Source organism: Chitinophagales bacterium (assembly GCA_020636535.1).
Lineage (GTDB): Bacteria > Bacteroidota > Bacteroidia > Chitinophagales > JADIYW01 > JADJSS01.
The window spans coordinates 350103-362510 of the sequence record JACJXT010000013.1; the positions used below are offsets into that span (position 1 = coordinate 350103).

Genomic DNA, 12408 nt, shown 5'->3' on the forward strand with positions numbered 1-12408 from the left:
AAAAATACCAATTTTTGTAGCATAAAATAGATATTTCAAATGATTACAAAGCTTTTAATTATTTTTAACAAGTAATGGCTTTAATAAACACCTGCACTAACTAGATTTTGTTTAAATGTATTTCCTATTGTAGAACCTTGTGGAAAGAAAACTGCTGCTCTATCAGTTAAACCAGTAACTGTAATAGTTTGACCTGTGCTATTAATAATTTCTCCTGTCCATAAGTTTTCCCAAGTTCCTTGTGGTAAATAAACACTAGTTTTTGTAGTATTGGGATTTAAAATTGGTGCCACTAATAACTCTTTACCAACCATATATTGTTGATAAGATATGGTATATGTATTTACATCATTCGGAAACTCTACAAACATATGTCTGCATATTGGATAACCATAGTCTTGAGCTTCTTGCATAAGTTGTTTTCTATAAAAAAACCAAGCTTGAAATATTTTTGCTTGCTTAGCAAAATGCTGTGCTGTACTATCATCTTGATATACTTGATAGTTTTTATCTGGACCTAAACCTTCGTGTGTTCTAAATACTGGTGTAAAAGCTGCCATTTCTGTCCATCTTCTCAACAACTCTTGACTTCGTTTTAAGAAAGTTACATTTAGTAATTCTACACCTATAGAAGTGTATCCACCAATATCGCTATGGTTTAAGGTAAAACCAGACAAGCCAGCACAAAGTAAACCAGTTACCGCAGATTTTAATCCATCGTTTTCGCCCCAACCTACAATTTGATCGCCTTGCCAAAACAGTGTTGTATATTTTGGACTTTGAGCATAACCTGCTCTAGAAAAGAAAATAATACTATCAGTTAATCCAACTTCGTTAATAGCATCTTTATTTAATTTTTCCCAAACTTCTGGATACTTATTATGAAAAGTACTAGGAGATTCTCCACTATGTAATTCTACTTCAAAAGGTAAAGCTTCTGCAAAATCTGCCATCCAACCTTTTAAACCTCTTGCTAGTAGCTCATCTTTAATAATATCTTTTGTCCATTCAATAGCATCATCATTACTTAAGTCTAAAATAGCAGAAGAAAAAGATGTATTTTGAACTTGATAAATATTGCCATTATGATTTAAAGCTAAATAATTATTGTCTCTAGCTTCTGCATATTGATTTCTTCTAAAGTTAGGTTTTTCGCCATTTACTCTTACTAAAAACGGATTGATATAACCCATTAGTTGAATATTGTTTTGTTGTAGTGTATCATAAATATTGTTCCAATTTGGATAATGTTGATTATCTAATTCCCAATTCCACCACAACTGTTTACCAACAGCAGAAGTTCTTTGTCCAACCCAATCTTGTAACCAAAAAGCAGTAATTGGTACATCTGCATCATTGAGTGTTTGCCAAACATTATAAAATTTTTGAGTACCACCTTGCATGCCAATTATTGCACCATTGCTAATCCAATCTGGCAAGACATTCATTCTACCACAAAAATTAGTATATGATTTAAATACATCATAAACTGTATTGGCATAAATAATATTGCCTTGCATTGTAGTAGAAAAAAGTTCAATTTGCACTTGATTGTTTTTAGTAAAATCAAATTCAGAGTATTCATAATTCTCTAAATACAATGAATTAATATTTGAACTAATATAATGTGGTGCTACTTTATAAGAAGTGTAATCATCGCCAACTGCATTACCTAAAACTAAGTTTACTATAAAATTTTCAATTGGATTATTGCTATAAACATCACCTCTTCCAACACCTTGTTCTTGCACTATAATTGGCACTCTATTGCCTTTATGATTAAAATGAGATTGTTGTTCGCCTAAACCAAAGAACTGCTCACTGCTATTACAAGCATAACTCAAAAACAATCGATTGTAGTTTAAGTTATTAGTAGTAAGCAAAAAATGTAAGTCGCCATATTGGTTTAGAGAGAAAGTTAATGTGTACTCAATAGTATCATTAGCTAAAAAAATATCACCAATAATATAAATAGTATCTAGTGTTGCTAAGATTTGATGTACCGTTTGATGTGTAGTTATGTTTTGAATATTATCTTTTATAGAAAAAGAACCTGCTTGTTCTGTAATAGTTTCATCGCCAATAGCTGCACCAATAAATCCTGTATTTGATAGATTTTGCCATAATATTTTTCCATTATTACGAATACTTAATTGTAAATTACTAGCATTCCAATTAATAGTAAAATTACTCAGAGAGAAAGATTGAGTTATTGGTGTATTGCTATCATTTACCAGAATAAACTGCTGAAACGAGCCAACAGTTGCAGATTTAGTTGAAGTAAATATAATTACAAACACTAATAGTAATATAATTGGTATAATATTTTTCATTTACTGAATTATTATTTTTTTAGAATATTGATACATATCATTATAAATATTAACAATATAATTTCCTTTAGTATAGGAAGATACATCAATACCAAGTAAAATATTATAAATACTATTAAGTGATTGCTGGTGATGTATTTTTCCGGAGTTGTCTATAATTTGTAAAATATAGCTATCTATATTTTGACTATTTACTTTTATATTAATAAAGTTTGTGCTTGGATTTGGATAAATGCTACAATTTAAAACTTGTGCATTGTTTTTTATTGCAGTGAGATTTATTTTTTCTACTATAAAATTATCAAAATTGAAATACTGTGAAGGAAATGTGCCTGTTGATTGATATAGTAATCTAATTAATGTATTTCCATTTAAAGTAATAACAAAAGAATCAGTTATCCAGTTTCTTTCATTACCATTAATAATACTATATATACTTTGCCACGAAGTTCCATTGTCATTAGAAACTTGAAATTGTACTGAATCTAAACTATTATTTCTAGCTTTGTTCCAATCAAACTTAATTTGATAAGCGTTTCCATCAGTAACAAAATTTGGCATTATTATATGTTCATTTTGATATTTTGGATGAAAGCGAACAAATTTAGAGTAATCTTTTCCAATAGCCAATGCATGTTCTACATTACTACTCAATGTCCAAGTATTTTTAAAATCATCCGTATTAAAGTTTTCTTGTATTATTTGAGAAAATATTGTATTAAAAAAAGATAAGAAAAATATAAAAAGTAGCAATTGCTTCATAACTCTCAAATTTACAAAAAATCTAAAATTTAATATTCAATATATGTAGTAAATTTGTAGCATAAATGAAGAGAACTATACTTAAAGATATTGTAATTGAGCAAATTGCTCCCGAAGGAAAAGCAATTGCAAGAGTTGATGGCAAAGTAATTTTTGTTAGTAAAGCTTTGCCAAATGATGTTGTTGATGTGAGATTAACGAGACAAAAAAAAGATTTTGCACTAGCAGAAATCATTGAAGTAAAACAAGCTTCTAATGATAGAATTAATGCATTTTGTGAATATTTTGGAACTTGTGGTGGCTGTACTTGGCAACATGCTAGTTATACTAATCAATTGAAATACAAAACGCAAATTGTAGCAGATGCTTTTAAACGAGTTGGCAAATTAAATATTGAAACTGTTTTGCCAATTGTTGGTGCAGACAAAACCGAATTTTATAGAAACAAAACAGAATATACTTTTTCTAATAGAGCTTGGCTAACAGACGAACAAATAAAAAGTGGTTTGGAATTTAATAGAAATGCTTTAGGTTTTCATATTCCAAAACGATTTGAACATATATTACACATTAATAAATGTTATTTACAAGACGATTTTGCCAACACAATTAGAAATGCTATTTACCAATTTGCTATAGATAATAATATGTCTTTTTACAATGTAAAGTTTCATGAAGGCAACTTAAGAAATGTAATGATTAGAAATACTAGCATTGGAGAATGGATGTTATTGTTGAGTTTTGGTGAAAACGATGACAAGAATTTTGAACTATTAGATTATATTAAAACGAATTTTAAAAATATAACTTCTTTAAACTATGCTATCAATACCAAAAAGAATGATGCTGTTTACGATTTAAATGTTATTAATTATTCTGGAAAGGAATATATTATAGAACAACTTGGAAATGTACAATACAAAATTGGTGTAAAGTCATTTTTTCAGACGAATACTGCACAAGCAAAAAAACTATATGACACCATAATTGAGTTTGGCAATTTTAGCACTAACGAAATTGTATACGATTTATACACTGGAACTGGAAGTATTGCTTTATACATTGCCCATTTATGCAAACAAGTAATTGGTATTGAACAAATTCCCGAAGCTATTGATGATGCCAATTTTAATGCAACACTCAATAAAATAGACAATTGTTCTTTTACAAGTGGAACTGTAGAAGCTTTGTTAGACCAAAATTTTATTGCACAACATGGCAAACCAAATAAAATTATTGTAGATCCACCACGAGCTGGACTACATCCTAATGTGATACAAGTTTTTTTACAAGAATTGCCACCAACTATAGTGTATGTAAGCTGTAATCCAGTTACACAAGCCAGAGATGTTGCATTATTAGCAGAAAAATATAATATTATAAAAAGCCAAGCATTTGATTTATTTCCACACACTTACCATGTAGAAAATATGGTGCTGTTAGAGTTGAAAGAAGATTAATCTCATACTATAACATTGCTAAAGTTCTAAACTTTGGCAATGTTATTCTCTTAATATGTCACAAAAAAGCACCTTTTTTTATTGCATATAACTCATAATCAATAAATAACATATTTATATTTCAATTTTAACATGTCACAAAAGCTGTAAAACTGTTTTGGTATTTCATTTTACTTATAACATATTTGCACTATAACTATTAACAAGTACACAAAAACAACTACTTATAAATTTAATTTGTTCAAATTTTATTGTTTTATAAAATATTTTTTATTTTTCAAGTTTTTATATTTATATTTGTGAACAAAATAAAAAATATGAAAACAGCAAACAGCAAACAGCAAACAGCAAAACTACTAGTAATAGTACTATTTGCTTTGTTAACTTTTAACGCTTGTAAAAAAGAAGAAGTGTTAAAACAAGAACCACAAACTAATTTAACAGCCGAGCAACAGCATCGTGCTAAAATTAATCAAGAAGCTGCTCTATTAATGGCAAAGATTGTTAAAGATCTAGCAGTAAGACAAGAAATTTACCAAAGCGTTAGAGCTATTACAAGCAAACACGAATGGAGAGACGAAGCCGTTTACTTTAAAGAAATTTTACCTAATAAGTGGAATACTATTTTAGACAAGCCAAGTAAAATTGCCGAAGCTATTTATAATGAGTTAGGAATAACAGCCAATGCTAATGCAAGAACTTTAGCAACACAAACACTTATTGATGAACTAGTAGAAAACGATGTAGAGTTTTACTTTCCTTATCATGAAGATTATCCAACACCAGAAACATTTGCAGTAACTTACCAAGATGAGATTAAAGAAGAGGAAAATGATGGTTGGAAAATAGAAGGAGATGACGAAGAAGAATTAGCTGCTATATTGGTTAATGAAACATTAGCACTACAAGAACCAGTATTAGTTATAGGTCAGTTTGATAATAACAGAATAGCTCCTATCGAGATATATGAAGAAGTAGATCCATATGACCCAAATAGTGGTAGCACTTCAGGAAGCGGAACAACAACTAGCTCAACAAGTACTATTTTAGATCCAATGTATGTTAACTTAGGAAGATTTAAATATACTAGTGACCATGAAGGATTTTTAATGGGTGGCCCAGAGTTTAGGTTTTATATAGCAAAAGCTCCTTTAAATATTAATAATTCCAATAGTACAGTTAATGCAAGTAACTTACAAGGAAGAAATTTTAGTAGAAAAGATAAAGGAAAGTGGTTTACACTAAACTATATTTGGGATCATTCATGGAATATTTTGGAATTCAACCAAGTGTTTGGGATTTATGAAGATGATGGTGGTCTAAAAGAATGGATAAATTTAAATATTAATGTTGAAGCTGAAATAGCTGGAATTAGAATACCTTTTAGTGTTAATATAAATATAGGCAATAAAGATGACCATGTTGGTCATACTACATATGATAGAATAATGTTCTATAATACGAATAAATTAAACTCTAATCTTGGAAATGGAACTGAACAAAGTTGGCCAATATATAATATGAATGGTGTTCAATTTACACTACCAATTATCTATTAATAAATATAATTATGAAATACAAATATTTAGTAATTATCATATTGATATTTAATTGTGTACAGGTTTCTGCAAAAAATGATTCTATATCAATAATAAAAAGGCATAATATTGGCGGCAATATGTATTATAATAAACATAATCAATACTTTACGAATGGGTTTATGTTTGATGTAAATTATGAATATGTATTTAATCGTTGGATTGGCTTACAAACTTCTTTAGGGTTTAATAGAGCAAAAAGAAATTTAAATGATTGGAAAGAGAATTACTTAGATGGTATAAATGGTAGTATTAGTTTTGACAAGAAAGTTCCAAGTCTAACTTCTAGTATATTATTAAACATAAAAGGAAATTTTTATTGCATTAACAATACTAAAAGCAAACTTAAGCTTGGGTTAGCTATTGAATATAGAAATATAACAGATGTAATTACTTCTGGGATAGTAGATTTGCAACCTAATGGAAGTTCAGCACCAGAATTAATAATTACTCAAACTTTTTTTGAGCAATATAATGACCTAGGAATTTCAAGTAATATTTGTTATACTTATATTTTAAAAAACAATATAGGATTGAATTTTTCTTTTGGGTACAATCATTATTTTACAGATTTAAGTAAAAGAGCTTACGACAGAGAAAAAAATGAAAAATATAGAACAGGAGGTAGTAGCTTTCTAAAAGCAGGAATTGGCATCTCCTATCAATTTTAAAAACCAAATATAACATTGCCAAAGTTCTAAACTTTGGCAATGCTTTTTAAAACTAAAACCATGAATAAATTTGTTTTTTGTATTTTTCTATTGCTTTGTTCTGGTATACAAGCAAAAGAAAAAGCACCTAAACCACAAAATAGGTTTTCTATTACTTCTGGCATTGGTCTATCGTATAGTATTTGGAATAAAGTATTAGACTTTGAAGCACCTGCAGGCCAGAATACAGGACTTATAGATTTACAAAGAAAAAAGCCGATTGGTTTTAATTTGTTTGGAGAGTTTAATATAATGCTAAGAAGAAATTTTTATATTTCTATGGGTATGGATTATAATAGGTTTGGTAGAAATTTTACATATGGAGACATACCACAAAATCCATTTCAACCAGACATTACATTTGATTATAACGGCAAAATGGTAGATAGATATTTGCAACGCAAATAACTTTTAATAAAAAGTTTACATTTAAAAAGAATTCCATACATCTTGGTACTGGTATATTATTTAGTTTCATAAGAACACCAAATATAAATTTAATATATAATAATACTCCATATCCATCTTTTGTTGGAATATCAGATTTGAAAGTAACAGAATTTGGATTACCTTTTCAATTAGCTTATGAATACGCTATTAATGATAAGTTTAGCATAGGCATCAAATCGCAATTTCAATATTTGCTTTCTGTGCAAAGTGCCGAACATATTTATTTTACACCTTATTTAAGATATACTATACAAAAAAGAGAGTAAAAGAATAATGAGAGCTAAATTTATAATAATACTCACATTATTAGTATTTTGTATAGATAGTAATGCAAAAGATAGTATACCAATAAATAATAAACACAGTATACAACCAAGCTTAGAAGTAAGTTTTATTTCTGGAAAACCTACGGTTTATGTTGGTCTTGGTTTGGGCTTAAATTACAGCCTATAATTTTCATAAATATGTAGCTATTGAAAATGAATTACTATATACACATGGTTTTAAAACTAGCAACGATATGGTTGTTTTTCCTAGTGTTGATATTTTAATTGGCGAATATAGATTTACACCAGTAAAAACTCAACTAGTAGTTTTAGTACATATTTAAAAAGTTATTTACTAAACAAACCTAATAATAAACTATCTCTAGGTTTGGGTATTACCACTCGTGGTACTTTTGATAGAAGAAATGATTATATAGAATATTATTTTATGGGAAGCGATAATTACAAAGTAGAATCTAATAATTATAAATATTTTGGATTGGGTTGTATTATAAACACAGCATATGAAGTTAGAATTAAAGATAACTTAAGTTACAAAACAGAGTTTGGTTGGCGTGGCTTTTTAAGCGAAAAAAAGAAAACAGATTTTAACTATAGGTCTTCAGGTTCTAATATGATGTATTTAAAACTTGGCATCTCCTATCAATTTTAAAAACTAAATATAGCTTGCCAAAGTTTAGAACTTTGGCAATGCTTTTTTCTGTATATCTTAAATACAAGCAGTATCTTTGTTTATATGAAAAAAACAATAGTACTTGGTGCAAGTTTAAAACCAGATAGATATAGCAACAGAGCAGTGCAAAAATTAAAAGCTAATGATATTGAAACTATAGCACTTGGTTTTGAAAATGGAATGATTGGAAATATTCCTGTAGAAACAGACTGGAAAAATTATGAAGATATACATACTATTTCATTGTATTTAAATCCAACAAGACAAACACAGTACTACGATTATATTTTAGCACAGCAACCTAAACGAATTATTTTTAATCCAGGAACAGAAAACGCAGAATTACAACAATTAGCACAAGCACAAAATATTGAAACATTAGATGCTTGTACCTTAGTGTTATTGAGTATTGGAAAGTATTGATATACAAAATCACTGTGAGGTTTTGTAATCTTTAGTCATATACAATTTAAATTATTAGTTGCAATTCGAGTAAAATTTATCTTTAATACCAATTGATTAATTTCTCTTGATATTTTAATTATTAATTATTATTCATTCTTGTAGTACAATAGCCAAAATGCTTAATTTTGTAAGGAAAATATTTTACTATGTTCAGAACAAATACTTGTGGCGAATTAAATCTACAACACTTAAATCAAGAAGTTACTTTAGCTGGTTGGATACAAAAAACAAGAGATTTTGGAGGAATGACTTTCGTCGATTTAAGAGATAGATATGGCATTACACAACTCGTTTTCAATATGGAAACCAACAAAGAACTATGCGAGTTAGCAAGAACTTTAGGTAGAGAGTTTGTTATTCAAACTAAAGGAAAAGTAGTAGAACGAAGCAATAAAAATCCAAATATGCCAACTGGTGATATTGAAATTATTGTTAGTGAACTCAATATTTTATCTAAAGCAAAAACACCTCCTTTTACTATAGAAAATGATACTGATGGCGGCGAAGATTTGAGAATGCAATATCGTTATCTAGATTTAAGACGCAACGAAGTCAAAGACAAAATCATGTTCAGACATCAAGTAGGTCATGTAGTTAGAAACTTCTTAAACGAACAAGGTTTTTTAGATATCGAAACACCTTTTTTAATTAAGTCAACGCCAGAAGGTGCTAGAGATTTCGTAGTGCCAAGCAGAATGAATCCAGGTCAGTTTTATGCCTTGCCACAATCACCACAAACATTTAAGCAATTGCTTATGGTTTCTGGATTTGATAAATACTATCAAATTACAAGATGTTTTAGAGATGAAGATTTAAGAGCAGACAGACAACCAGAGTTTACACAAATTGACTGCGAAATGGCTTTTGTTGAACAAGAAGATATTTTAAATGTATTTGAAAATTTAACAAAAGAAGTATTTAAAAAAGTTAAAGGCATTGAGCTAGGTGATTTTCCTAGAATGTCGTATGATGAAGCGATGCAGAAGTATGGAAGTGATAAACCAGATTTGCGTTTTGATATGCAGTTTGTAGAAATAAACGATGTAGCAAAAGGAAAAGGTTTTCAAGTCTTCGATGATGCAGAATTAGTAATCGCTATTAATGCAGCGAATTCTAGTGAATATACCAGAAAACAAATTGATGCATTAACCGATTTTGTTAAACGACCACAAATTGGTGCTAAAGGTTTAATCTATTTAAAATGGAATAACGATGGTAGTTTAAAATCATCTGTAGATAAATTTTTTACCGAAGAAGATTTAAAACTTTGGGCTACTAAAGCAAATATGCAACAAGGCGATATGTTATTGGTTTTATCTGGCGAAAAAGATAAAGTGCGTAAGCAAATGAATGAGTTGCGTTTAGAAATGGGCAATCAATTAGGTTTAAGAAAAAAAGGCGAATTCAAACCACTTTGGGTTGTAGACTTTCCTTTGTTAGAATTTGATGAAGACAGCAACAGATGGTTTGCCATGCATCATCCATTTACATCACCAAAAAAAGAAGACATCGAAAAATTATATTCCAATCCAGGTGCAGTTAGAGCAGATGCTTACGATTTAGCCATTAATGGTGTAGAAATTGGCGGTGGTTCTATTAGAATCTACGACAAAACACTACAAGCAAAAATGTTTGAACGCTTAGGATTTACAGACGAAGAAGCTAAAAAACAATTTGGCTTTTTAATGAATGCATTTGAATATGGTGCACCACCACATGGTGGCTTGGCTTTTGGTTTCGATAGATTGTGTGCAGTATTAAATGGTGTAGAATCTATACGAGACTTTATTGCTTTTCCAAAAAACAATTCAGGTAGAGATGTAATGTTAGATGCACCAAGCACAATTGATGATGCACAACTAAAAGAATTGAGCTTAAAAACTACAGTTTAGTTTTTTATAATACATAATTGCAATGATACATTAGTTTATTAGAAGTGCGTAGCACTTCAACCTTATTAGAAAAACTAAAGAAATAGCACAATGCTGCGTAGCTGCATAATCTTATATTCAGAGTAGAGTCTCTACGGTAAAAAACTATAATTATATTCTCAGCAGAGTCTCTCAAAGAGGACTCTGCGATAAAAAATCAAATTACATTTTGTTTACTCGAAAAAGAATACTATCTTTATCTATCTACTAGTAGATAGATAAAGATATGGATACAAAAGAACAAATAATTGCTATAGCTAATAATCTTATAATTGCCAATGGTTATAATGCTTTTAGTTATCACGACATTGCTAAAACATTAGGTATAAAGACTTCTTCTATTCACTATCATTTTCCTACAAAAAGTAATTTAGGAATTGCTGTTATACAAAATCATCAATATATTTTTCATCAAACTATAATGAAAACCAAAGAGGAATCAGCACTTAAAAAATTAAATAAACTATTTGCTTACTACAAACAACTCATTACAACACAAAAAGTTTGTATTGTTGGTGCTTTAACTTCTGACATTAACACTTTAGATACTACTTTAAAGGAAGAAGTTTTAGTTTTTTCTAAACAAATTATAAAATGGACCACTGAAATTTTAAAAGAAGGACAAACTCAAAAAATATTCAAGCCAATACAACATACTACATTAAAAGCAAAGCAAATTGTTATTAGTTTAATGGCTTTAGTACAAGTTGCAAGAATAGAAAATAGTCAAAATGATTTTAATCAAATGACAAAAATGATTTTAAATGAATTATTAATTAAAAAATAAATAATACATATGACTCAAGAAAACTTTGAAGTAATTTGTAATGATGGTGTACCACTTAATGGAACACTGCTAGTACCAAAAAATCCAAAAGCAGTCATACAATTCAATTGCGGAACAGCTACACCAACAAAATTTTATCTTCCTTTTTTAACTTTCTTAGCAGAAAATGGTTATCTCTGTTGCCTATGGAATTACAGAGGAAGCAATCCAAACGACAACTTAAAAAACTGTGATTATACTTATTCAGATTACGGACAAAAAGATATGCCTGCAATAAAAAAATATTTGCAAAACAAATTTCCAACTTTACCTTTTATTTTCATGGGACACAGTGCTGGTGGACAACAAATTGGTTTTATTGAAGATCTAAGTAATGTTGCAGGAGTAATTAATATAGCAGTTTCTACAGGTTACTATCCTAATATGCCATTGCCTTACCGACTAAAAGCGTATTTTTTCTTTTATGTTTTTTCACCAATAAGTGTTTTAAAAAATGGATTTGTAAATGCAAAACCTTTTGGCTTTATGGAAAACTTACCTAAAAAGGTGGTTTTTGAATGGAGAGATTGGCTAGAAAAAGACAATTATTTTTTTGATAAAAAATTTTATGGTAAGACTGTTCCTATTGGTCATTATCAAAATTTTGATTTTCCAATACATACTTACTATGCTGTAGATGATACTATTTCTAATACAAAAAACACACAATCGTTTTGGCGAAATGTAAAAAGTAAAAAAGCAATTACTTTTTCAGAATTGAAACCAAGCGACTTTGGACTGAAAAAAATTGATCATTTTGGTTATTTCAAAAAATCTATGAAAGACACACTTTGGGTAGATATAGTAAAACGACTAGATAAGTTAGTTTGAAAATGAATAAAAGCACAGACCAAAGCAAAATTGTCTTAAATGCTGCTTGTCCTGAATTTATTTCAGTATCTAGTTCGTTTTG

The 12408-nt window shown here is 29.0% G+C and carries 13 protein-coding genes; 11 read left to right on the forward strand and 2 right to left on the reverse strand.

Annotated elements, in window-relative coordinates:
- Positions 1–80: 80 nt before the first annotated feature.
- Positions 81–2333, reverse strand: a complete 2253-nt coding sequence (locus tag H6553_13775) for an alpha-glucosidase (GenBank protein ID MCB9034901.1) — start codon at positions 2331–2333, stop codon at positions 81–83.
- The gene (locus H6553_13780; protein MCB9034902.1) at positions 2334–3095 is read right to left on the reverse strand and encodes a T9SS type A sorting domain-containing protein; all 762 of its coding nucleotides are present in this window, start codon (positions 3093–3095) and stop codon (positions 2334–2336) included.
- Positions 3096–3160: 65 nt separating this feature from the next.
- On the opposite strand from H6553_13780, the gene rlmD reads away from it, so the two are divergent.
- The 11 genes from rlmD (at position 3161) to H6553_13835 (ending at position 12326) form a co-directional block, all read left to right on the forward strand.
- Positions 3161–4555 carry a 23S rRNA (uracil(1939)-C(5))-methyltransferase RlmD gene (gene rlmD / locus H6553_13785; GenBank protein MCB9034903.1) on the forward strand — a complete coding sequence of 465 codons (1395 nt, stop codon included), beginning with the start codon at positions 3161–3163 and terminating at the stop codon, positions 4553–4555.
- 317 nt (positions 4556–4872) lie between these two features.
- Complete coding sequence (locus tag H6553_13790) at positions 4873–6114, forward strand: hypothetical protein (protein MCB9034904.1); 1242 nt, start codon at positions 4873–4875, stop codon at positions 6112–6114.
- Positions 6115–6125: 11 nt separating this feature from the next.
- Positions 6126–6824 (forward strand): hypothetical protein, encoded by a 699-nt coding sequence (locus tag H6553_13795; protein MCB9034905.1) that lies wholly within the window; start codon positions 6126–6128, stop codon positions 6822–6824.
- A 60-nt stretch (positions 6825–6884) separates the two neighbouring features.
- The gene (locus tag H6553_13800; protein ID MCB9034906.1) at positions 6885–7271 is read left to right on the forward strand and encodes a hypothetical protein; all 387 of its coding nucleotides are present in this window, start codon (positions 6885–6887) and stop codon (positions 7269–7271) included.
- Positions 7272–7408: 137 nt separating this feature from the next.
- On the forward strand, positions 7409–7579 hold the full coding sequence (locus H6553_13805; protein ID MCB9034907.1) for a hypothetical protein: 171 nt from the start codon (positions 7409–7411) through the stop codon (positions 7577–7579).
- 7 nt (positions 7580–7586) lie between these two features.
- Positions 7587–7766, forward strand: a complete 180-nt coding sequence (locus tag H6553_13810) for a hypothetical protein (GenBank protein ID MCB9034908.1) — start codon at positions 7587–7589, stop codon at positions 7764–7766.
- A gap of 201 nt (positions 7767–7967) precedes the next feature.
- Entirely contained in the window at positions 7968–8252 is a 285-nt protein-coding gene (locus H6553_13815; GenBank protein ID MCB9034909.1) for a hypothetical protein, read from the forward strand.
- An 84-nt stretch (positions 8253–8336) separates the two neighbouring features.
- On the forward strand, positions 8337–8696 hold the full coding sequence (locus H6553_13820) for a CoA-binding protein (GenBank protein MCB9034910.1): 360 nt from the start codon (positions 8337–8339) through the stop codon (positions 8694–8696).
- Between the two features lie 188 nt (positions 8697–8884).
- On the forward strand, positions 8885–10630 hold the full coding sequence (gene aspS / locus H6553_13825) for an aspartate--tRNA ligase (protein MCB9034911.1): 1746 nt from the start codon (positions 8885–8887) through the stop codon (positions 10628–10630).
- A 265-nt stretch (positions 10631–10895) separates the two neighbouring features.
- On the forward strand, positions 10896–11456 hold the full coding sequence (locus tag H6553_13830) for a TetR/AcrR family transcriptional regulator (GenBank protein ID MCB9034912.1): 561 nt from the start codon (positions 10896–10898) through the stop codon (positions 11454–11456).
- A gap of 9 nt (positions 11457–11465) precedes the next feature.
- Complete coding sequence (locus H6553_13835; GenBank protein MCB9034913.1) at positions 11466–12326, forward strand: alpha/beta hydrolase; 861 nt, start codon at positions 11466–11468, stop codon at positions 12324–12326.
- The last annotated feature ends 82 nt before the right edge of the window (positions 12327–12408 follow it).

Coding starts and splice junctions, on each gene's coding strand:
- H6553_13810 (MCB9034908.1), top strand. CDS start 7,587: ATGAGAGCTAAATTTATAATAATACTCACATTATTAGTATTTTGTATA.
- H6553_13790 (MCB9034904.1), top strand. CDS start 4,873: ATGAAAACAGCAAACAGCAAACAGCAAACAGCAAAACTACTAGTAATA.
- H6553_13800 (MCB9034906.1), top strand. CDS start 6,885: ATGAATAAATTTGTTTTTTGTATTTTTCTATTGCTTTGTTCTGGTATA.
- H6553_13835 (MCB9034913.1), top strand. CDS start 11,466: ATGACTCAAGAAAACTTTGAAGTAATTTGTAATGATGGTGTACCACTT.
- rlmD (MCB9034903.1), top strand. CDS start 3,161: ATGAAGAGAACTATACTTAAAGATATTGTAATTGAGCAAATTGCTCCC.
- H6553_13820 (MCB9034910.1), top strand. CDS start 8,337: ATGAAAAAAACAATAGTACTTGGTGCAAGTTTAAAACCAGATAGATAT.
- H6553_13780 (MCB9034902.1), bottom strand. CDS start 3,095: ATGAAGCAATTGCTACTTTTTATATTTTTCTTATCTTTTTTTAATACA.
- aspS (MCB9034911.1), top strand. CDS start 8,885: ATGTTCAGAACAAATACTTGTGGCGAATTAAATCTACAACACTTAAAT.
- H6553_13775 (MCB9034901.1), bottom strand. CDS start 2,333: ATGAAAAATATTATACCAATTATATTACTATTAGTGTTTGTAATTATA.
- H6553_13830 (MCB9034912.1), top strand. CDS start 10,896: ATGGATACAAAAGAACAAATAATTGCTATAGCTAATAATCTTATAATT.
- H6553_13795 (MCB9034905.1), top strand. CDS start 6,126: ATGAAATACAAATATTTAGTAATTATCATATTGATATTTAATTGTGTA.